Genomic DNA, 24,139 nt, shown 5'->3' on the forward strand with positions numbered 1-24,139 from the left:
CAAACGATTGGTTGTGCCCCGGGATAACAGATAAATATTCCCGGACAACAGACACCTTAATCCAGCGGCCCTGTTTTCATTTTTCCCTTTCCCACATTTACATTAGGAACCAAACCCTTTACGGTGACTTTGATCACCGATGCGACCTTATCAGGAGCTTGAGCCGGTACATCAATAACAAGGGTGCCGTTTGATTTAACGGTTCTGAGTTTCGCGCTGTTTGCCAGTAATGTTGCTGTAACAACCTCGTTTTTAATCGCAGGCACAACAAGCTTTCCATCTTTTGGCCAATCGAAAACTGAAAAATACAGGGTGGTGGCACCCTTTGACTCTTTGCTGGTGCAACGGCCCCAGGTGAGCGGAGCCAGCGGACTGGGCTTCGTGGCATAAATGGCTTCGCCGTTTACTGTCATCCATGCTCCAATGTCTTTCAAACGGTCTATACTTGGCTGCGGGAAGGTCCCGTCCGGTTTTGGTCCTACGTTTAACAAATAATTGCCGCCCTTTGATGCGATATCACAAAGGTTCCGGATGAGCGTTTCTGTAGATTTCCAATTATTGTCGGAGGTGCGGTAACCCCAGGTACCATTCATGGTCATACAGGTTTCCCAGTCCATTCCGTCGAGTTCCGCCTGGGTCGGAATTTTTTGTTCAGGGGTTTTCGTATCGCCCGGAAAATTGGGCCTTTTCAACCGATCGTTGGTGATAATCTGCGGCTGAAGCTTCAGCAAATCTTTCAACTTGTTAGCTGCTTCGTCTGTCATGTTGGTTGGGGTGTCCCACCACAACACTGATATTTCACCATAGTCGGTAAGGATCTCTTTCACCTGTGGGATGGCGACATCGTTGATGTATTGGTCGAATGTTTTGGTTTCCTGCACCGGGTCCCAGTGGCCCTTGTGCGCTTTAGTATAGGCATCTATTGTTGAGCTGTCGGGGTTTGCCCAACCTTCGCGCATTTCTTTTCGGGCAACAGAACCACCCGGGTTACCCCAGTCCTGTGCCTGGGAATAATAGAAGCCAAGCTTCACCCCGTATTTTTTACAAGCAGCCGCTAATGGTTTCAATAGGTCTTTTTTGTAAGCTGTTGCATCGACAACATCCCAGTCACTTGCCTTTGAGTCGAACAAGGCAAAACCATCGTGGTGTTTTGCGGTGATGATAAGGTACTTCATCCCAGCCTCTTTTGCCAGCCGAACCCATTCGTCGGGATTGTAGTTTGTGGGGTTGAACTCCCGCGCAATGGCTTTGTATTCCGCAACAGGTATTTTCATCCTGTTGAGGATCCATTCGGCACCACCCCTTTGCTGTTCGTGTCCTTTGTATACCCCTGCAAGTTGAGCATATACACCCCAGTGAATAAACATGCCAAAGCGGGCTTCACGCCACCACTTCATGCGTTCATCCTTAGAGCCTTGCTGGCTGAAAAGCGACTGCATTGCACAAAAACATGCGACCAGTAAAAGAATAGTTTTTTTCATATCAATGGCAGGCTTATTCTGTTGAAAGAAAGAAATTGCAATCCCTCTGCAACTAACCAATTAAACAGTAACAGAAGGTACGGGCGATTATCTATTTATTCAACCATATTGACAAAGCGTCGACAAGGACAACTAATGTTCTTCCTTCCCAAATATTTTACCGGTGTTGCTCCCAACATCACCGGGCTGGAGAACATTTGCAGGAGCCTTTTCTTTGGAGATCTCATCCGCACCAACATCTAACGGACTGCGGCGCTGTTGGCCATGCATGTCTACGGTAACCTGGGGGAAATTTCCGCTCGCAATATTAACAGCCGGGCTACCTGTTTTAAGCTGATATGTTCCATCTTTAGCCTTATCTAACCGTGGGTCGATCATTTTGAAAGCCGTCGCTGGCATATTGCCGGCATCATTTACCTTAAAGAGAATGTTGCCCTCCCAACTTGGATTTGTGAGCGGGCCCGTGATGGAGGCAGCCGGCCCTCCTCCCTGGATGATGTTATTTGCCACCGTTATATAAGTCGCACCCAGGCCGTTGGACCTCGGCGTCATCACAATATTCTGGGGGTTGTTAACCAGGGTATTGAATGCAACTAATACACGATCTGGCCTGTCATGGGATGTCAGGGGAGCTCCGTCAGCTACCTCTGCTCCCCCGTTACCAATGGTAATGGCTGGTTTACAATTTTCGAAATAATTACTGAAGATCGCGTGATCATCTCCGAAAAATCGCAGGCCGGGAGTGTTGAAGAAATAATTACCATATACCTGGCACTTGTTTCCGTGGCGCAACGTAAACTGGGCAGGACAGTTTCTTATTGTATTAAATCGAACGGTAACGGCCGATGCTTTAATGGAAAGTAATTCGTTTTCGCCGGCACAATCCTCAAAAAGGTTGTATTCGACAATGCTGTTACTCGGCGAAAGGCTGAAGCCACTCAGGCCAAACTGGAAGGCCTCAGCGCCGTTTGCACCGCCCTGGTTTTTGTGGTCTTTGAAGTAGTTATGATGGATCCAAAGTCGCTCTGCAATTTGGTTGCCTGATCCTCGAATTGCAATGAACCTGCCCATTGCGTTTTTGTTCAGGAATGAATTGTAGTCAACCTCGTGATCACTTCCAGCAATGGTTAGGTTTTCGCCATCGCCCGGTGTTTCAAAGCTATTGTTCGTCCACCGGCAGAAGCTGGTGCCGTTGGCGGTTTTCGCACGGGAGGCGCTATGCGTAAACTTAAATCCTTCTATGACAATGTAAGTTGCGGGGTTAGCGAGATTAAAGCCACCCGTGCCCGTAATTTCCACCCCGCCGATGCTCTCAGCACCGATGGTAATAGGTTGTTGCGCGGTCCCTTTCCGATCGACCATAATGTCGGCCGTGGTGGTATAAACCCCGTTTGCCAGCGTGATCATGTCACCACCCCTTGCCTGTTTGATTGCTTCCTGCAGTTGAACTATGGACGACACCTTAATGCTTTTCGCAAACACGTTAGCCCCTGTTGACAGGCTCATTATAAAAAGGGCAAACAAGTACTTCTTCATAGGCTTTCAAACTTTTCTTTTCACAAGCTCAGGGCACAAATAAATACAAAGGATATCAGCTATACCTCCTCTATTTCCGCATCTACAAACATGTCTAACAATCCTCACACACTCATAACTCTTAACTCATAATTCTTAACTCTTTTTCACTTTTGCCTTCATACTCCGGCTTCTTAATAAAGCCTCCAGGTAGTAATAATCAGCATAGCTAAGCGGCACGTCAACTTCACTTTTTGAAGGTGCGGAACCGGTGCTGTGCAACAATAGGAAGCCTTTATTTTCGCCCACTTTTGATCGGTATTGATTGGTGAGGCTCTCAAGTATTTTATCTGCCGCGGCTTTGTATTTAGCACCGTTACTGCTGAAGGTGCTCAGCTCATACAAAGCACTTGCCATAACCGCTGCCGCTGAAGCATCCCTTGGTTCGTTTGGAATGCCCGGTGCGTCAAAATCATAATAAGGCACTTTGTCTACCGGTAGATTTGGATGATTCAACATGTACCCTGCAATCTTTTCAGCTTGCGACAGGAAGTTTTTGTTTTTTGTTTCACGATAGCACATCGTATAACCATACAGTCCCCAGCTTTGTCCGCGTGACCAGGCACTTTCATCACTGTAACCCTGGTGAGTAGTTTTTTGTAGAATGGAGCCATCGGTAGTGTCGTAATCAACAACGTGGTAAGAGCTGAGGTCTTTCCTGAAATGGTTCTTTATCGTAGTATTCGCATGACTTACTGCGATATTATAAAACGTTTTGTCGCCGGTGAGCTTTGTTGCAGCAAACAACAATTCAAGGTTCATCATATTGTCGATGATCACCGGGTACTTCCAACGGGTTCGGTTGTCCCATGATTTAATTACCCCAGCCTTTGCATTAAAGCGGGTACTAAGGGTTTTTGCAGCTTCAATGATTACGTCTTTGTAGTGTGGATTTCTGGTTAGCCGGTAACCGGTTCCAAAACTGCAATACACTTTAAAACCCATGTCGTGTGTTCCGCCATTTGTTTTTTCCCGTTCAATGTCGCTTGTAAATTGTTCTGCCGCTGTCTTCCATTTCTTGTCACGGGTATACTCGTACAGAAACCAAAGCTGACCCGGGAAAAAACCGCTTGTCCAATCGCGGGAAGCAACAAGTTTCAACATGCCACTGTCTAATGTTCTTGGCGACACGAGCTCGGCATTGCCTTGTTTTGCCACAGGAATTTCGCGAAGCATTACATTCGTTTGCTGGCCGGCGTCTGCAAAAATCTTTGCCAAATTAATCTCCTGGCTTCGCGCCGGAAGGGCGGAAAATAATAGTAGACCAATCACTGGTAATCTCATCATGAGCCCTTTTCTTTATTGGTTAACGGGTATAAGCTGCACTTCAAGCAACTTCATCAATTCTGTCTTAATTTCTTTAGCCCTGATCACTATGGTATTCATACCGGCGGGCATCTGTACGATCCCAATTTCTTCCGTTGTTACCTGGGTTGGCCGCTTCTGCGTAACAACTTCTTTTGCCACTTTCAACGATCCGATCGAAAGCTCATAAGAACCACCGCTATTTGGGGCTGCAAGGTACCTGATCACTACCCTAAATCGTGCCGCGGAACCGGTACGTATATTCCAATGTAACGATTGTTCATTCTGCTTCCATCCCTCAACATAATACCTGTCTGTTTTTCCGTCACCAAAACTAAATCCCTTACCGGTTTGCGTTGCATCATAAGCAAGTAATCGCGTGATACCGGTATTTGTTGAAACATAACGGGTCGTATCCAAAATCAGCCCGGTTTTGGTTTCCACTACGATCACCGTAATCAAGCTGTCTGGTGGGTGGAAGGGAAGTTGGATTACGAGATCTTTGTTGCCTTGTTTTGAAAACGAAAGATTGCTGCCCGGTTTGCTGAGAAAATAAACCTTTGATACGGGGCTGATTAAACCACCAACCACCAGCTTACCATCCTGTGGCCAATTATAAACATGAAGATATAACCTGTTGTTTTTAAACGTTGTTACACCCCAGCTTTGCAATGGCAGGGAACCAGCTTTCGTTCCGTAAATACTTTCGCCATTTACTTCCATCCACTTCCCTATACCACCCAGAATGTTGAGGTCCCTGGCATCGAAAGTGCCGTCGCCTTTCGGTCCGATATTCATCAATAAATTACCACCTCTTGACGCGGCACTTGCGATCAGTCGAACAAAGTGTGCGACGGGTTTATGACTGCTGTCGTATTTCGAAAAGCCATAGCTTTCATTGGTTGTAGGTATCGCTTCCCAGTCGCCGGATACCGGGTAAAATTCGGCCGGCCGGTCAGCCGTATTTTTGTAATCACCAAAATTTGCTGCGCCACTACGCACAAGCCGGCCGTTTACCACTACGTGTTGGTCTGTTTCCCTGATCGCTTTCAATATCCTGATGTTTTCCGATAACGGAAGTTTTTGCGGCGTATCAAACCAAAGTATATCAGGGCGATATTTCACCAGGAGTTCTTTGATTTGTGGTATCGCTTTTTCATCGACATACCGCTGCGCTTTGACCAATAATTCAGGGTGCTGATCATACCAGGTTACGCCACCATATAAGTTCGAATCACCGCCCGGGTTTTTATACTCCCAGTCATTCCCCGGTGCATCGGGATGTTCCCAGTCGAACGCATGCGAATAGTAAAAGCCAAACTTTAATCCCCACCTCTTGCATGCGGCCGACAATTCAGCCATCGGATCACGTTTAAAAGGGGTTTGTTTTTGCAGGTTAAAGTCCGACACCAACGAGGGATACATAGCAAAGCCATCATGGTGTTTTGCCGTAATCACGAGGTAACGCATGCCGGCCCCTTTTGCATTTTGCACCCACTCATCGGCGTTAAATTTCGATGGATTAAAGTTGTGAGCAACCTGCAGGTATTCGCTTCGCAGAATCCTTTCTTTGCGCATAAGGTGTTCTGCATAACCACCCACCCTTTTTTCCTTCCACTCCCCGGCGGGATCCGAATAAACACCCCAGTGAATGAACATCCCGAACTTTGCTTCACGCCACCAGGCGAGCCGCTGATCGCGGCTTTTCATTGATGAGGTCCACCAGCCAGCCACGGCTTCGTTAATGGCCAACTGGTCACGCGTTTTTTCCTGGTTAAACATTGCTGCAGCTTCGTCGCCCTTATCTTGTGCAAACCCGGAGGTGACTGCAAACAGGGCAAGCCCGGTTACAAGAAAACGCGTGTATAATCTTTTATTCATTTTTTTGGGACGGGCTTATGGATGTCGATTTAACATCGTTGCCACGCTCGCTTGTACGGTTTGTTATTTACGGTGCGTTGTAACCCATACGCCTATATCAGCAGGAACACCACCTGGTGTCCCCCTGCCTTTTGCAAAATCTATTGCAACCAAATCACGGGATTGCGAACGGGTAAATTCCGGATAACTTCTTCCACTTTAGGATCGTGTTCCAGTTTTTTCCAGGTATCCATCCATTGTTTATTGTCATATGCAAGAGCTCCAAATACCAGGAAGGGCTGGGCCACCGGCCACTCGTTCCAATACATTACATCAGGTGCTAACGGCCATTTGCCTTTGTCCTGCACATATGGATAGAGGTATTCAATTCCTTTCCGGATCGACTTGCCGTCAGCAGTTTGGTACCGCCAAAGGTCGTTTTGGGGTGTACTTAAAATCTGGCAAAGCATCGTCATTGCATCGAGGTTGAAGATGGAATACCCATACGGTTTGGTTCTTTTCAGCTCTCTTGGAAAACTTCCGTTGGCATCCATTTGATTTGGCAGAAGTACCGTTTTATACCTGTCGCTGCAAAACTTCATTACAGCATTGTTGCCGGTAAACTTTGCAAAGGCAGCTACCTGCATGGCCCAACAAGTGCCGTGGTTATTTTCTGCATTCATTTCATCTTTACCGTATTGATGTGTGGTTAACCAGGTAATGTATTGCTCAAACCAGCTTTTTACCTGCGCAACATCTTTGCTGGTTATGGCTCCTGCTTTTTCAAGAGCAAGCAAGCCCTGCACGACTTCCATCAATTGAATGGTATCGATTATCCCAATGCCTCTCCCCGTAAAGCGTCCCTTAATCGCTTGCGCATATAGCAGGTGGGGGTTCATCATGGTCGCTTTATCCACGAACCAGGCATTACAGTGTTTCAGCACTTGCTGCACATATTTTTTGTCACCGGTCAACTTATAAGCAGATGCCAGCGCTCCCACGATCCGGCTCAGCCGGATCATCGCTAACCGGTGCGATACGAAATTCTCGGGGTTCGTCATACCGTCTTTTTGAATATAAGGACTGTCTGCACTTTTAGGATTTGGCCACCAATAATCACCTTCGCTAAAAAAGTCATGTTTGCCACCGGCGCTCCTGCCCGATGATTGCGCCGTAACTGTAACGGGCTCTTGTTGCATTGCCCAAGCTGCTTCGTCAAGCACGTGTTTGCGTAATACCGAAGTCACCTCTTTTTGCAAGGGGTTTACATGTGTGCTTCTTTTTGCCGTTGAACATGCAAAGGCAAAAAAGGTGAAAATGGTAAAAAGGTAATTTATTTGTTTTAACATTCGTTCGGGATAATCATCATAAACTGAATAGTTGCGTAAAGCTTAAAAGTACAAGAGTGCGACGCAAGCAAAGCCAAATAGCGATCCTGATGTCTGGTCCAAAATCAACTCGCTCTTCTTCACCGCAGAGAACAAGAGAGTCAGCGTTTCCGCAGAGAATAATTTGCGAATTATAACTCGCGATCCACATCACGCTTTTCTTCACCGCAGAGAACAAGAGAGGCAGCGTTTTCGCAGAGAAATAATTGGCGAATTCCGGATTAGCGAATTTCGAATTAAAACTCCCGAACCCCACAACCCACTTCTTCTTACACCTGAAATCCAATCTTTACGCAGAGCTAATTTTTTAATTTTTAATTTTTCATTTTCTTATTTACTCATAAACCTCCACATCACCTTCCCTACCGTATTGGGCTTGCCTTTAACAGCCGCTGAAATGGTACCCTTCAATTTACCTTGCACGTTATCCACTTTTATTTCACGCCAGGCATATTCGCCTTTTTCGTAATTGAACGTTTCTCCGTCGTCGTCATACAACCGATAGTTGCCTGCGCCCTTGCCATAGTGCCGTATTTCCAGATCGACCACTTCACCCGTTTTTGGCGCATGCAACATCGGTTTCATCATTGGTATTATGCCGCCGTCTTTTACGTAAACAGGAATTTTATCAAGACCGGGCGTGACCGTAAGTATTTCGCCATCCCCTGCAAACTCACCGGTATAGAAGTCGTACCATTTACCTTTTGGCAAAATGACTTTGCGGCTTGTTTGACCCGTGAAAAGCGGCGCCACCAATAAGTATTCGCCAGCCATATACTGATCTTTGATTTCTTTTGCCGCTGCTTCGGCGTATGGATTTTCTTCCAGGTTCACATTTGCTGCAACTTCCTTTTTTACTTCCTGTTTAAACCCGGGTTCCAGGTTCATACCCCTGAATGGCGGCGTACCTTCGAAGTGATATTTTGCAAACTCGCTGTACCAATAAGGCATCATTTGCATACGTAACAATGCAAGTTCCTTTACCTGGTTGGCCACATCGGGATACGACCACGGCTTGGTTCCGCTTGACCATGCATTGATCATGGCCATAGGTGAAAAAATCACCGTTTGGAAACGCCTTAACCATTCTTCGCTTGTTTTGGATGCCCTTACTTCAGGTGTCCATAAAACACCCGCCGTTCCGCTGTTGATCAAAGCGGTGATAAAGTCTTCATGGTTATAATAATCGTTGTACAGCACGTACGGAAAAGAAACACCGCCACCATTGTTTGCACGCACCAGGCCATAGGTTCTCTTGTTTAACTGTTTAAACATTTCAGCACTGTACCGCATATTGAGCATCCCATAAGTCTGGCGCATTTGTTCGCCGCTTACTCCCGAAGGGAAGGTCGCAACATCGGGCCACAGGTAGTGATCATATCCATCGACTTCATCAATTTTGTAACCGCTTACGTTTATGTCGACCTGGCTTTTTTTCATTTGGTCGTAAAGGAGTTTTCGTACTTCCGGCATGTTCAGGTCAGGCACCTCCCCGGTCCAAACTGTATGCGAACCCGTGAATGGGGTTATCGCCTTATAGAATGTTGCGTTTTTCGAAACATATGGATTGATCCACAGGTTCAGGCGAATACCCCTGTCCATCATTTCTTTTACAAACTGTGCAGGTTGGGGATAACGTGTTTTGTCCCATTCAAAAGTACCGGGATAAGCTTTGCTCTGCCAGCCGGGTTCGAGCCCGATAAAGTCGAGCGGAAAACCTTTGTCTTCAAACGCCTTTGCTTCGTTTTTTACTTCGTCGGCGGTGTACAACGATTTTACCCGTTGTGTAAAACCCAGTCCCCAACGTGGCGGCAAAGGACCACCACCATTAAACAGGTTAAACCTACGGACTGCATCCAATGCAGTGGGTCCTGCAAATACATAAACCTCTACCCCGCCGGCAGGAACCGATATTTCAACTGCGTCGGAGTACGGCCGCGATGACCAGCTTTTATCAGTGTTACGGTCCTTTTCGACTGGCGGATTTTTGCTGTCTTTGCGTACACCGCTGCCTGCATAAACATTCAGGTATCTCGCTGAATTTATAAACACACCATAGCCATTGGAGGATACGTAAAAAGGTGTAGGCGAATGGGTGCGGCCATTGTCTTTACCCCCGTAATGGTCCACGTGCAATTGCAGGATTTTGCCGCGCTGGTGCACCGTTTGAAAGTTTAGGCCGAAACCATATAGTTGTTCGTCTTTCTGAAGCGGGAAACGCAGCGCTGTTTTTCCATCCTGCACAACTCCATTGATATCTGCCTGCGACAACGGGAATGTGGCGGTGCCAATTTTAGCCAGAGCTTCTGTGCGGGGCTGCGCACCGGCGGCTTTAAGCAGGTCGTATGCTTCGGGTTTACCGATTACGGCCTTCCATACCCCCGGGGCCACAACCGACCAGGTTACGGCCTGTGTGTAGCCAGCTGAAGCAACCAATAGCCCTACACCCATCAAAATAAAACGGAACTTCTTCATAATCTTCAGGTACATTTTGAGTAATAATCCTGTCATTGAAGGCAGGGATAAATTCGGGCCTAATTATCTACCGGATGGTACTACGGTGTAGGTTTTACCCTTTTCTGTTTTAAAATCTATCACATAACCTTTTGCAGTGTCGACCGCTACGAGTTTTGCGTTTTCGTTTTTTTTGTACGGCGGCATACCGTACACCATATTCAGCTCATTACTGTTACTCCCATTTGCGGGAGTGAACTTCACTTCGGCAATCTTAACCGGTGTATTTGTCCTGAGCCGGCAATTACCACCCAATGCTGAATGAATCTTGCCGTTGATGAGATTGCCATTTCTCCAATTGAGGTCAACTGTAAAATTGCCCCTTGCTTTTATGCCTTTAATTGAACCATCTTTCCATGCTACAGGCAATGCCGGCAACAGGGATAGCTGCCCGTCATGACTCTGCAACAACATTTCGGTCATTCCGGCTGTCGCACCAAAGTTTCCATCAATCTGAAATGGCGGATGGGCATCGAACAGGTTGGGATAAGTACCACCACCACTCATCTGGGCTTTTTCTTTGGTGGGATCGATATAGGTAAAGGCTGCACTAAGTATCTTGTAAGCATGTTCGCCGTCGTGTAATCGGGCCCACCAATTGATCTTCCAGGCCATTGACCAACCTGTACTAACATCTCCCCGATGTATAAGTGACTGTTTGGCGGCGGCGGCAAGTTCCGGCGTAGCATTCAGGGTGACCTGGTTGCCGGGGTATAATCCAAACAGTTGTGAGATGTGGCGATGGGTGTCTTTGGGATCATCCCAGTCTTTGAACCATTCTTGAAGCTGTCCGTATTGCCCGATGTGGTATGGATATAATTGCTCTTTTGCCGCCTGTACCCGGCTGCTAAAGCTGTTATCGATCTTTAATATTGTTGCCGCCTTAATTACTGAAGTAAACAATTCCCTGATGATCGACATATCCATTGTGGATGCCATGCTGAGCTGGTGCTCTTTACCATTGATTTTTATGGTATTCTCGGGTGATGTGGATGGGTTGGTGACCAGGTAGCCACTGACGGGGTCTTTAATTAACCAGGCCAGATAAAATTGGGCGGCACCCTTCATTAATGGATAGGCTTCGTTTTGCAGGAATTTTTTATCGCCGGTAAACAGGTAGTGTTCCCACAAGTGTGTACTAAACCAGCCGCTCGCCATCGGCCATGCACTCCATCGGGGCATAGCCTTTGGGTCGTTCCATCCCATGCCGCCGGGTGGCGACGTTTTGGCCCACAGGTCGGAGTTGTGGTGGGTAACCCATCCTTCCTTTATGTTGTAGTTTACCTTCGCCGTTTGTGCACCATTGACAGCAAGTTCCTTCATGAAGTCAAATAGCGGTTGGTGGCATTCCGATAAGTTCGTGTTCTCTGCCAGCCAATAGTTCATTTCGGTATTAATATTCGTGGTGTAGTTACTACCCCATGGCGGTTGCACAGCGTCGTTCCAAATGCCCTGCAGGTTTGTGGGCCGGGAACCCGGGCGTGTGCTGCTGATCATCAGGTATCGGCCGAACTGGTAGTACAATACCTGGAGCTGGTTATCTTTTTGGGTATGGGCATATCGAAGTAGTCGCTGGTCTGTGGGCAACCTTTCAGCTTCCCCATCCGTGCCAAGGTTAAACTGAACCCGATTAAAAAGGGCTGTGTAATCCGCAACGTGGCGTTGTCTTAGAACAGCATATGACTTTGTTGAAGCCCCGTGCAAATTTGCCTTTGCTTCCAGGGACGGATCCTTGCCCTGCAGCCCTGGAGATTTAGCAAAGCCGTTGAAGCTTGTGGCATTCGAAATGTATAGTGTAACCGCGTCCGCATCTTTGACCAAAAGCTGGCTTCCTGATTTGGTGACAGAACCACCTTCGTTGACAATCTTTAGGTGCACCTCGAACGTCATCCCCTCGCCGCCTGTGGAATCATAAACAACCTGTTGTGGTTCGTATTCCCGGTTTGCAACATATTTTGGTGCCTTTCCGCTTAATACCAGTTGATCGGTATTTACGGCAGCCGTTTTAAAACGCAGTTTGCTGGTCAGGGCAGCCGTAAATCTTACTGAAGCTTTTTTGTCTGCCGTAATCCGCACTACTAGAACCTTATCGGGGAAGCTGATCAAGGTTTCTCTCTTATAGTTGATGCCACCGACACGGTACTTAACTGAGGCTATCGCATTTGCCAGGTTCAGATCACGGGAATATGTTGTGGCTGAGTCAGTGTGTTTAAACTGTAATGCGAGGTCCGCCATTGGGAGATACCTCGCTGAATAAGGACCATGCATTTTTTTCCAGAGCTTGGTGGCACTGTCCCAGTTAGCTGCAAAAATCTGCTCCCGTACTTTTGCCAAAATAGCGGGACCATCGGGGTTGTTGCCGGGGTTGGGATAACCCGACCAAAGCGTATTGTCGTTTAATTGGTAACGCTCGTTGCTGAAACCACCAAATACCATGGCGCCGGTTTTTGCATTACCCAGCGGCAGTGCTTCTTCCCAGGCAACAGCGGGTTTCGCGTACCACAAGCGCAGGTCGCCGGCAGGCTTTGTTGATTGTGCCTGTGTGTTACAAACTGCAACTATCATTAACCCTATCACCCTGCTAATTATCTTCATGTACATTAGGTATGTTATGATTGAAGTGTTTGTTTAGTTGAGGAGTTCTTTTGGACCCGACTATAGAAATTCTGATGTTGCATCGTTGCCCGCCCGCGCCGCATTCGGACGGGCGGGCTTGTACCTTACTGCTTTACTCAGCAAATTTTAAGTACAAAGGGCTTAACTAAACGACCTTGATTGCCGTATGTCGATCAGCTAAATGGCAGATCCATCAATTAAGCCAAATACAAGATGGAATGATATTTACCACACTTCGATTCTTTATCCGACACTAATCCGTAATTCGTAATCCGTTATTCGCAAATCCCAGTTTACAGCTCAACAAATGCTGCCGGAACTCCGTCCACTTTGGTACTGACCACACTTTTACCACCATTTGCCTGCACCCTTATAATTGCTCTTCCGTTATACATTTGAACATATCGCGATCCGGTTGAGGTTCCCTGGTTGTCGATTAATTTACCGTCGCCCGCAAGTGCAAATCGAACCCAGTTTACAGCATCGAGGCATTGCACCCCTTTTGCATCAAAAAGCTTTATTTCGATTGTGCAAATGCCATTTTGCTCGTTCATCTTGTGAAGCGTTGCTTTAGCAGGTTTGCCCCACTTTTCAGACCTATATTCAAAATTGATTTGATCGGAGACCTGCTCTTTTCCTTTCCGCCCAACAACCTTTATCGTATAATTTCCTTTGTGCATCGGCGTTTCCCAACGAAGACCCGCCGCCGGAAAGTCCTGGCTGTTCCGACGTTTTTTACCAAGACTTTTGCCATTTAAAAACAACTCCGCTTCCTCGCAATTTGAATACACCTTTACCATTTTTGTTTCGCCTTCGTCGCCCCACCGAACTGGCATGGAGTGGCCGTAAATGTGCAACATGGGTTTGTTTGTCCAGTAAGATTGAAACACGTAGTATGCCTCTTTTTTCGTAAAGTCTCTTTCAAGCAAGCCCTTTTGATTCATATAGGGCACCGGGTTATCGGGACGAACAGGAGTAGAGAAATCCTTGAATATCCATTGTGCCGCACCAGTCAGCCATGGCATAGTTTCCTGTTCTTTCAGGTGCCAGTCGAAGAGGTTACAGATATAACTTTCGCTCCAGTCGCCATCTTTCGATACCCGCGCGGCACCCCCAAATAGGGAAGCGTCGCCGGAACGCTCATCCGCTGCCCCTGCCTTGCCTACTTTCTGCAGGGCTTTATCGGGAGTTTCAGAATGGCGGCGGGCATGGCTGTCGCCACCCCATTCTGCATGAAGGAAATGTTTTACCCTTTCAAACTCCGCACGCGAAACGTCTTTGTATTCGGTATAGATACCGCGATACCAACCTGCCCATATAGAGGGCGAATAAACATCAACAATGTCTTTGCAGAAATCACAACGGCGGATGGCGGTTTTACGGGAAGGATCAAGCTGATGTGAAATCGTATTCAGTTCACTCATGAAATTCCTGATCGCTATTGTATCAAACGTGGGGAAGTCGCCAGGCCAGTCATTTTCGTTGCCTATACCCCAAATGATGACGGAGGGAGAATTGTAATGTTGTTCAATCATGTTGGTTAACATGCGACGCGCCTGCGCCTTAAACACGTCCCCACCTAAACCACCGCGGCACCAAGGGATCTCCTCCCATACCAATATGCCGAGGCTGTCACAAAGTTCAAGCGCTATCCGCGAGTTCTGGTAGTGGCCAAGCCGGATAAAATTTACGCCCATATCCTTCATCAGTAAAAACTCGGTTCGGATCATGTCTTCTGTTAGCGCTGCTGCTACCCCGGCGCCGTCTTCATGCCGTTGTGTTCCTCTTAATAACAGCCGCTTACCATTTAACATGAAGGGGCCTTTTTGTATAAATTCGAAGTTTCTGAAACCGGTTTTTTCAACCCGGGTACAGCTGTTTGTACCATCCTGGATTGTCGTCTGAACGGTATATAAGGCCGGCAGCTCTGTTGACCATAATTGTGGTGATTTCACGCTGATCTCCCCGATCGCTATATCACCTGATAAATCCGCCAGCTTCTTTTCAAGTTGTTGTACAACCCTGCCTTTTGGATCCAATAGTTTGACAGCTACAGTTGCATTGCTGCTCTTTAAAGGATTGTAAAACCTTGCCCTGAGGCTAAGTCTTCCTGCACGTCCGTCCTTATCTGTTTCGGTTTGAACGAACAGATGTTCAAAGGATAGTGCAGGCACATATACCAGGTTCACGTATCGGTACAAGCCGCCGTACAGGTTGAAATCAGAGAGGTCAGACGGGATCATTTCGAGGTCGCGACTGTTGTCGGTCCGAATAGCAACAGGTATCTTAAGTTCTTTTTGTGATGCAGCGTTTTTTCTAAAGGCATCAACTGCATCCGTAATGTCAACCGTCCATTCGTCGTATCCACCTACGTGGCTGCCCACCAAAGTTGTGTTAACATAAACCGTAGATTTCTGACCAGCGCCTTCAAAATGTAAAAGTGTTCTGCCACCCGGATAAGGGTTCTTTATTTTGAGTTGTGTACGATACCAGGCGGGTCCCTGGTAATAATTCACATCAGGGTCAACTGCATCTTCTGCATTGACACAATGTGGTAAAGTTACGTTGGTCCACAATGGCACCTCTTCGGGATTGCCCTTTTTAACGGCTCGTACGGCCTCCCAAATGCCACCGAGATCCTGTTTTACAAATTGCCAATCGTTGTTCAACCTTGTTTTTTGTTGTCCAAATAAATACTGGCAACACAAGAGGATACCCACAGTTAAAATCGACTTCATTTTCATGTTTTTATCCCCGGGTTCTTTTTTTTGGACCGAACAGATGCTTATTAATTTGACATCGTTGCGTCGCACTCTTGTACTTGTTGGTTCTTTATTCGGCTTAACCGCCAAGGCTGAAGGCACCAAGGTTCGCAAAGGTATCTTTCTATTGTTTGAGCCGTCCCACCTTTCAAGAACCCAGATAGGCCCTGGCGGCTGGTTATTTCTTGTTTGCGTTCCTTTGCCTTACTGTCTTTTGTGGTCGCCTTCTTACTTTTATTATTCCCCTGCAGCCCTTAAGCCATTTACCTTTTTTTGTTGCTTTGCGCACTAGCGCCTTTGTGGCGCATGCAATCCCCACCAATTACTTTTACCGTCGGTTGCAGCTTCCATCATGGTAAATACCAGGGGCTTAGCTCCCGCATACAACACCACTTCCTCCCCTTTTCTAAGGTCGATTGCGACCCTATCGCCGCCTTGGTTTGTTACTTTGAATACTCTTTTACCATATGCTTTCACATCTGCGGTCAAACCTGTCTTAACAAGACAAGGTTCGCCTGCCAGGCTCTTTATGCGAATAAATTGAGTCTGCCCATTTTTACGAACAGCGCTTACTTCGAACCCACCCTTGGCAAGCAATTTATCGAACGAAGCTTCCTTCCATTCAGCAGGCACTGCCGGAAATATCCTGATCGAACCGCCCCAACTTTGAAGCAGCATTTCATTGATGGTTGTTACTGCTGATAAAGGAGTTTCAATTACGGGACCTGCTTCGAGGTACATGGTGTTGGGCTTTACCGCAAAGCGACCCTTGTCGATCATTTCATTCAGCAGTTTCCAGGTAATTGTTCCTTCACCCATCATTGCATGAATAGAGCCGGCCCCGCTGTAAGAATAACCCCGCCAGGCCTCATCATGGCTCTCCCATTGTTTTAGTGATCGTGTGATAAGATCATGGTTTGCAGTCTGGTCCCAGTTGATGTCGTATATGGGATAGATCATCAACAGGTGCGAATAGTGCCGGTGCGAAATACTAAAATCAGCGTCACGGCCGATCCGCAGGCCCAGCTGGTCCTGTGGGTAAGGTGTGAGGTTGCCCAAGATTTCTTTCCATTTAGCTGCTAGTGTGTCGTTGTATTTCAATTGGTCATTCACGTACAACAGGGTTTTTAACCCCCAATTCAGCACAGACAAGTCATAATTGGCATCCCGGGTTATGCCTTTTGGGTATTCCGGAGAATAAGTATAAGGGAGATGGTATTTGCCGTCGGCCTGTTTTTCCACCACGTTAAGGTAATAGTTGATTGCCCTCGTCAACACCGGGTAAATGCTTTTCATATAGTCCTTGTCCATGGTATGTTCATAGGCCTGCCAGTATACATGCAATAACCACGTAAGGTTACCAAGCTCGAAGGAAGCAGAACTTGCCCCGGTGCTATCATTACCTTTTAACACCCGCACCGGGGAAACCATATCATACGGACCTGAACGCGCTAAAGCAGCTGAATTGTGGTGATAAGGCGCAGGAGCGTTTTTTGAGAGATTACCAATATGATCGTCAACCATTTTCAACAGTGGTAATGCTTGTTCGATATGGTTTGAAGAGAAGAAAGGATAATATGTAAGTTGTATGTTGAGGTTCCACCAATACTTTGGCCATGGCGAGGGTTTATACCATGGACCCATGAGGTCGATAGGATATGAACCTACCCGGGTTGCAGAACCCATCTTATATTGTTGTATCCACCAAAACGCATTAAGCCTGCTGTCGGGTATGGAGATAAAACTTTTGCTGTAGAAGTTGTGCCACTTCGACCGGTGTACGTTGATCAATAATGGTACACTGGTTAAAGAAACTTCATCTAAAACCTGTTTAGCGCGTGCCTTCGAATTGTCAGCGGGGTAGGTGTTTTCAACAGTAATAATTAAAGAACTTTTGTTGGTGCTATTGTTCTCCTGCCATGCGGTTGTATAACTTCCACCCACGAATAATTGCTGGTAATTATAGTTGATATGGGCTTCCTTGGAAATAACAAAGTCGGGGTTGGATTCATATTTTGAAGCACTGTCGCGTCCAAGGGTCAAGAAGGGGCTAATTGATTTCTCCGGCATCCATTCCCAGTCAAAAAACTTTCCGGTACGGGGAGCAGTGGTATTCACCAAGATAATATCTTTTGTGGCGGGTACTAAAACCTGTAGCTGAACAGGTCCGTTGTCGGTATAAACAGTTCCGGTGAGTTCGGCGTTCCAGAGATCAAGTCGCAGGTTTATTTCCCTGATGTTTGATGAGGCCCTCCATACAAATCGTCCGATGGGCAATCGTGCCCTACCAATTGACGGATTGATGCCTGGCCTGTGATCGACAACATCGGTCCTGCCAAGGTCGAACCTGATTGCATTTTCATTTTCGCGATACACCATCACCCCTAACAACCCGTTACCCAGGAAAGCGCCTTCTTCCCATTTGGTGGACAAGCTGTCGAACACCAGGTCTTGTTTTGAAAAGAACGCCTTTTCATTCACATTGAACATCACCTGGGCCCTGGCGGGCAATACAAGTAACAGCAATATTGAATAAAACACAGACTTCATTTCCGGATCTTGAATTCAGATGTAAGGTGTAGATGCTTAATGTGATGCATTTTGCAAACCGAAATGTGGTCGGTATCTAAGAATAGCCGAAAAACGTGCAAACAGTACAAGTGTGCGACGCCCGTCCGAACCGGTTCATCTGGGTGGGCAACAATGAAGGTAATGCCAGTTCGCCCGGCCCAAAAAAGACTTCTTATCTTTTTAGTAGAAATCGTTATCCGGTAGTAATCAATATTGCGATGTGAGATACTTTCACCTGCAACTCGCTACGGCGCCCTGTTGTATTCAACTATCCGGTCCACCACATGCATGGCGCCATTAGTGGTAACGTACCCGCCGCTTCGCACTGTTGTTGCGCGCAATGTGCCCACGAAGTCATTTATTCTTATCGGGTAATTACCAGAGTTCTCAACTCTTAGGTTGATTACGCTTTCCGGGTTGCGTGGATTGATACCCTTTTTCATTAAAGTGGGCACTTCGACATTCACCGGTGTCAGGTTATCGAAATTATAAACACCGTCTACGATAAGATAACTTAACCACATTTTCACTGAATCCTGCGGATACTCTTCCCAGCTATTGGCTGGCCTCAAAGGGGAGCCCACTCTGTAATAACCAAAGTAACTGTCCGGCTGAACAAGGTTGCTTACCACACGTCGGACTGCATCATTGTGCAGGAAAATGAAGGTGCGATTTGGCTTGTTGTACTCATTGGTGTCGATTCCAGAATAGATGATGCCCTGGTACATCCGCTTAAAAACAGTATCTGCGGGAACGCTGCCAAGTGCCCGTGATTTCAGGTAGTCCCATGCGCTCATTTTTACGTTTGGGTCAAGTGTTACGGGTGTAAACTCCCAGTCGGTTTGACGTTCGAGGCCGATAAACTTTTTACATCCCGTTGAACCAGCCAATACCACAGCGGCTATTACCAGGATTGATGTGAACTTCTTTATACTACCAATCATTTTGAATATCTATTGAGCATTTTAGTAAGGAACGTTTTGAACGAGCTTTGGATTAGAGTTCAACACTGTTCTATTAATAGGCCAGAGAATGGTTCTCGGGTCACCAAACCCTGTGGGAACGGTGCCACGACGGAGTTGACGATCGCGGTAATACTGATCCATGACAGGTATAACCTTATCCGTTCTAACAAGGTCGAACCAACGTTTCGCCTCCATGTACAATTCAAGCTTGCGTTCTTCAAGGATGGCATCCTCCATCTTTGCAATGCTATTTAAATCGGCAGCAAGGTAAGCCGGTAAGCCTGCGCGCTGGTGAATGATGTTCAGGTATCGCAAGGCAGTAGTTTGGTCGCCTAACTTGTTGGCGGCTTCGGCGCGAAGCAGGTACATATCGGCAAGCCTGTAAAGCGGGAAAAGAATATTCGCCTGTGATCCATTAGGATAGGTAGTTGTACCATTTGCATTTAACAAATAAAATTTATTGAACTTATCCCTGGCCGGCACCCTAAGATCAATAGACTGGTAACCCCGAATATCTACTGGGGTAGCAACCCAGTATTTCCACACTGAATCGTCAACGATAAAGTCGCTGTTGGTATTACCTGCACCGATCAGTTCTGAGACACTTGCACCACCATCTACGATATAATCCCAGGGCAAACTCCAGATACTTTCTTTGTTATTTGTTGCATCGTTTGGTGCGGTAAAAAGCAATTTCCATTGTGCACGGGAAACGGTATCATACCTGCGCGCACTTCCGGTTCTCAATGCATCAAGCTTTGTAAACCATTCAACCGATTTGGAATAATTCTTTCGCCACATATTTACATCCTGCAGCATTGAATACATAGCGCCGAGAGATGCTTCATAAACATTAGGGGTACCGGTTGAATTTAGTGACAGTGCTACTGCCCTTTCAAGATCAGCAGTAATACTATCGAGGACCTGGTTAGCAGCCATTCTTTCGCGATACGGGTCGGTGCCGATTGTTTCGAACGGTTCATTCCAGTATGGTGCATCGCCCCACAACCTAACGATCCAGAAGTAATTGAATGCCCTTACGGCATACGCCTGCGACAGGTAATAATTTAACACCTTTTGATCTAGTGAAATAACATATTCACTTTTTATTACGGGCACATACTTTATTAAAAGGTTTGCCCTGTTTATGGTTTTATAAAAAGGACTCCAGTCTGATCCTGTGGTGTTCGCACTTAAACCGTTTACCACATATGCATCGTCGCCATAGATTGTTGTTTCTACTTCGTCGGTTCTTGCATCGCCCCAGATAGTGTAGTTGTTATCGAAAGTCACTTGCAAGCCGTCGTACATGGCAGCAAGACCGGTTTTGATATCGTCTTCGTTTTTCCAGTAAGAGCTTGCGTCGATTTCCGTTTGCGGCTTTTCATCCAGAAACTTTTTGCAGCCGGTAATGGTGATAGCTGTTGAGAGCACAAACAGCACTAATATTTTCCTCATATATCCCAAGAATTTAAAAGTTAACATTGAGTCCTAATCCAACTTCACGCCTTCGAGGATAGCGGCCGCCATCCTGCCCGATCTGCAATGGGTCGTTTGATGAAAATTCCGGATCAAACCAGCTGTAATTTGTCCACGTAACCAGGTTACTGCCATAGATGTATGCGTTTAGACCCTGCATGAAAAGTTTCTTTGCAAGCTTAGGCTTCAGGCCGTAAGTCAACCGCAGGTAAGCCAGTCGTAGAAAAGATCCGTCTTCAAGCCACCTGTCATTCATCCGCATACTACCGCGATCATTCCGGCTGGTATAAGGTGGCACCGCAGTAATATCGCCGGGTTTGCGCCACATGTCATAAATGGTTTGTGGGCGGGGAATAATGTTAGAGGTTCCGTAGTCGTCAAGGGCCCTGGCTGCGTTATTATAGATTTTGTTTCCCCACATGGTATTCAAGGTAAACGAGAGGGAAAGCTGTTTATACCTGAAAGTGTTGATGATTGCCGCGTAAAATGAAGGCTGCGCATTCCCAAGGATCGTGCGGTCTTTATCGTCAATCACACTGTCTTTGGTGTAGTTTACAAATTCAACATCGCCAGCTCTTAGCTTGGCTCCTTTACCATACAAACTATTCACCTTGCCGGTGTATGGTTTACCGTCGATCGTGTACCCGGTGAATGCTCCTGCAGCGTCGAAATTGGGTGTGAGCTTTTGCCAGTTTTCGTCGTAAGCATTTGACTCATTGTAAGCGTAAACATCTAAAGCTTTCCAACCATAAAAATTGCCTAATGGAGAACCCTGTTCAATCAGCCAGCCGGCATTACCACCGTCGGAAGTGTTTCCGGCGATAAAAGACTCGCCATTATAAAGCTGCTTTACTGTACCGCGGTAAACCGTTGTGTTGGCTATGATGTTCCAATCGTAATCTTTCTTTCGGATAGGTGTAGCATTTACGGCAAATTCAAACCCCTTTGTTTCGAAGCTGCCAAGGTTAACCCTGATGTCGTTAAAACCGGTTTCACGCGGAAGCGGCCGGTTGTACAAAAGGTCTTTTGTAGTCTTTACGTAGTAGTCTGCATTCACGGTTATCCGACCTTTAAGAAAGGTGAGGTCAAGGCCGATATTGCTTTGTATGTTGCTTTCCCATGATAAGTCTTCGTTACCGAGTGTATTGCCGTAAGCTATACCCGAAACGCCGTTGTAGTAATAACTGCCAAATCCGTAACGTTGGCGTGCTTCATAATTGCCAATACTTTCATTACCTGTTTGACCATAGCTGATCCGGAGCTTTGCATCGCTGAGGATGCTACTTGCAAATGCCATGAACTTTTCATCAGAAAAACGCCACGCAAATGCTGCGGAAGGAAACAGGCCCCATTGTTTGTCCTTGCCAAAGCGGGAGGATCCATCGTGACGAATGACCCCGTTGACACTATACCTTCCTTTGTAACTGTATTCCAGTCTCTCAAAAACGGAAGCAAGGGTATTGGCACCACCGGATGTTCTTGTTGACGTGGTAATGATCTCGCGGGCTGAGTTCAGTGTAAGCACCTGTTCATTTACATAGTTGCGGCCGGCGATAGTTGAGCTGTTCGACTGGTCTCTTTCTGCACTAAAACCTAATAAAGCAGACAGGCGGTGATCCTGGTTGAACGTTTTACTGTAGTTCAAGAACGTTTGAACCTGCCAACCAACAGCCCTCGAGAAGCCTTCGCTACCCGAGTTGGTGATACCATCGGAGTTATTGAACTTGGGGGTGAATGTAACATCGCGGCTCTCGCCATAATCCAGTCCTGCATTACCGGTAAACTTCAGGCTTTTTGATAATGTATACTCCACCTGGCTAAACAGGCTACCGGTATAATCTTCTTCATTGTTAATGTCCAGTAAAGCGATGGCAAGAGGATTTCGCCTTCCGCTGATGTACCCGGCTAACGAACCATCGGGCAGGTAGAGCCGGTAATTCGTAGGTCGTTGAAAGGTTTGGTTAATGGTATTGCCTTCATTGATATTGTTACGCTTCCTGTAGCCAAACTGAAAACGGTTACTCCATTTAAACCTGGCAGAAGGCTGAAAATCGATGTTTGTTCTTATAGATGCCTGCTTGCCCCAACTGTTGATGATTAATCCTTTGTCGTTGACAAATCGTATACTGTTGTAGTAGGAGAGATTTTTTGCGCCGCCGCTGATACTTAGGTCGTATTGATCTTTTTGAGCGAGTTGGGTAAGCGCTTCCTGGTAATCGTTATCTACATTGAACCCGGGATTCAGCGAGTCGGTGCTTCCACCTGAACTACCTTGTAGCTGGCGGAACATACGAACCTCCGTTGCATTTGCCTGTCTTAATTTATGGGCGAGCCATCCAAAGGTATGAAGGTATCTGCCATCAATTCGTGGCTTGCCCTCCTGCCCTCTTTTAGTCGTGATAATGATAACTCCATTCGCAGCACGAGAACCGTATATTGCAGAGGAAGCAGCGTCTTTCAGTACATCAATCGACTGTATATCGTTTGGGTTTAGATTAGTAGCACTCGCCCCAACTACCCCGTCGATCACGTAAAGGGGTGAATTTCCTGCGCTGGAGAAGGTCGATCCACCACGAATAGTAATGCTTCCCTCGGCGCCCGGTTCACCTGCATCATTAATGACGAGCAAACCTGCCGCCTGGCCCTGTAAGGCGTCCTGAAGATTAACAGCCTGGCGCTCTTCTATCTGCTTAGCAGACACCGATGTAATTGCCCCCGTTACGTCCCTCTTTCTTTGTGTACCATAACCTACAACAACTACTTCATCAAGACTTGAAGCAGTGGTGCTAAGGGTTACATTGATCGTTCTTCTTGAACCTACGATCTGCTCCTGCGATCCGAAGCCAACGGAAGAAAACACGAGGGTAGTTGTTGGTCCTGGAACACTTATGGTATATCGGCCACTACTATCGGTGGTTGTACCGGCGTTGCTGCCTTTAACATTCACACTAACCGCACCCACATTGTTCCCGGAAGCATCCTTAATTGTGCCGGACACCGGTATAGATTGTGCAAAGCCAGCCGACACGCAGCAAAAGCACAGGAAGGTTAATAGGAGATAAAATTGAGCTTTGCCAATAACGAGATTGGCTAAAATCCAATTAGTAGATTTTTTTTGCATATGGCAATCGTTTGAAGCTTCGCTTACCAGCGAACGGTAACGTAATTCGTAAATTTACTAAATTGGTGCAATTACGTCTTTCCTTAAATATTGCAGCTTCACAGAATTGTCATATTAATAAGCTATTTTGACATACTATCCTGTACAATCTGCCCTAATTGATGAATATGAAGGTTATTAAACGCATTGCGAAAAACTCAACAATCAATGTGTTGGATGTGAAATGCTTTCCAAGTCATATGAAAAATGGGGTAATAGGATAACCTTCTTTTTTTGTAAAAACTTAGCCTAATATCGTTGTTCCTCATATTCCGGCGCTTCTGCCAAACAAAGAAGGGCACTATGCTTGAACTTAGCGTATTGTTATCCCGGATATTTTCTGGTTCCTGCTGTTTAGCATACTGTTGATAAGCAATAGTTGTTGACCATACCAACCCGACCTTATCGTCAATACTAGGTGTGATTGCTTTCAAGGCAGGCAATTTTCAATTGCAAGTGGCTT

At 46.5% G+C, this 24,139-nt stretch carries 12 protein-coding genes; all 12 read right to left on the bottom strand.

Going from position 1 to position 24,139, the window contains the following annotated elements:
* Positions 1–56: 56 nt before the first annotated feature.
* Positions 57–1,481, bottom strand: a complete 1,425-nt coding sequence (locus tag EXU57_RS21830) for an alpha-L-fucosidase (protein ID WP_133270391.1) — start codon at positions 1,479–1,481, stop codon at positions 57–59.
* Positions 1,482–1,613: 132 nt separating this feature from the next.
* Positions 1,614–3,017, bottom strand: coding sequence for a polysaccharide lyase 6 family protein (locus EXU57_RS21835; protein ID WP_133270392.1), 1,404 nt, complete (start codon positions 3,015–3,017; stop codon positions 1,614–1,616).
* Positions 3,018–3,152: 135 nt separating this feature from the next.
* The gene (locus EXU57_RS21840; RefSeq protein WP_133270393.1) at positions 3,153–4,343 is read right to left on the bottom strand and encodes a glycoside hydrolase family 88 protein; all 1,191 of its coding nucleotides are present in this window, start codon (positions 4,341–4,343) and stop codon (positions 3,153–3,155) included.
* 12 nt (positions 4,344–4,355) lie between these two features.
* A complete protein-coding gene (locus EXU57_RS21845; RefSeq protein ID WP_133270394.1) occupies positions 4,356–6,242 on the bottom strand; it encodes an alpha-L-fucosidase in 1,887 nt (628 codons plus the stop codon).
* A gap of 140 nt (positions 6,243–6,382) precedes the next feature.
* Positions 6,383–7,570 carry an alginate lyase family protein gene (locus EXU57_RS21850; protein WP_133270395.1) on the bottom strand — a complete coding sequence of 396 codons (1,188 nt, stop codon included), beginning with the start codon at positions 7,568–7,570 and terminating at the stop codon, positions 6,383–6,385.
* Positions 7,571–7,939: 369 nt separating this feature from the next.
* Positions 7,940–10,120 carry a TIM-barrel domain-containing protein gene (locus EXU57_RS21855; protein WP_243745685.1) on the bottom strand — a complete coding sequence of 727 codons (2,181 nt, stop codon included), beginning with the start codon at positions 10,118–10,120 and terminating at the stop codon, positions 7,940–7,942.
* Between the two features lie 27 nt (positions 10,121–10,147).
* Entirely contained in the window at positions 10,148–12,724 is a 2,577-nt protein-coding gene (locus EXU57_RS21860; protein ID WP_243745686.1) for a glycosyl hydrolase family 95 catalytic domain-containing protein, read from the bottom strand.
* A 308-nt stretch (positions 12,725–13,032) separates the two neighbouring features.
* Entirely contained in the window at positions 13,033–15,477 is a 2,445-nt protein-coding gene (locus EXU57_RS21865; RefSeq protein WP_243745687.1) for a glycoside hydrolase family 2 TIM barrel-domain containing protein, read from the bottom strand.
* Between the two features lie 312 nt (positions 15,478–15,789).
* Complete coding sequence (locus EXU57_RS21870) at positions 15,790–18,051, bottom strand: glycosyl hydrolase family 95 catalytic domain-containing protein (protein WP_133270397.1); 2,262 nt, start codon at positions 18,049–18,051, stop codon at positions 15,790–15,792.
* Positions 18,052–18,317: 266 nt separating this feature from the next.
* The gene (locus EXU57_RS21875) at positions 18,318–19,016 is read right to left on the bottom strand and encodes a hypothetical protein (protein ID WP_133270398.1); all 699 of its coding nucleotides are present in this window, start codon (positions 19,014–19,016) and stop codon (positions 18,318–18,320) included.
* A gap of 21 nt (positions 19,017–19,037) precedes the next feature.
* Entirely contained in the window at positions 19,038–20,495 is a 1,458-nt protein-coding gene (locus tag EXU57_RS21880) for a RagB/SusD family nutrient uptake outer membrane protein (RefSeq protein ID WP_165958238.1), read from the bottom strand.
* Positions 20,496–20,508: 13 nt separating this feature from the next.
* Positions 20,509–23,514: a SusC/RagA family TonB-linked outer membrane protein gene (locus tag EXU57_RS21885; RefSeq protein WP_165958239.1), complete on the bottom strand. Its 3,006-nt coding sequence runs from the start codon at positions 23,512–23,514 to the stop codon at positions 20,509–20,511.
* Positions 23,515–24,139 lie beyond the last annotated feature (625 nt).

The sequence above is a fragment of the Segetibacter sp. 3557_3 genome, from assembly GCF_004354985.1.
Lineage (GTDB): Bacteria > Bacteroidota > Bacteroidia > Chitinophagales > Chitinophagaceae > Segetibacter.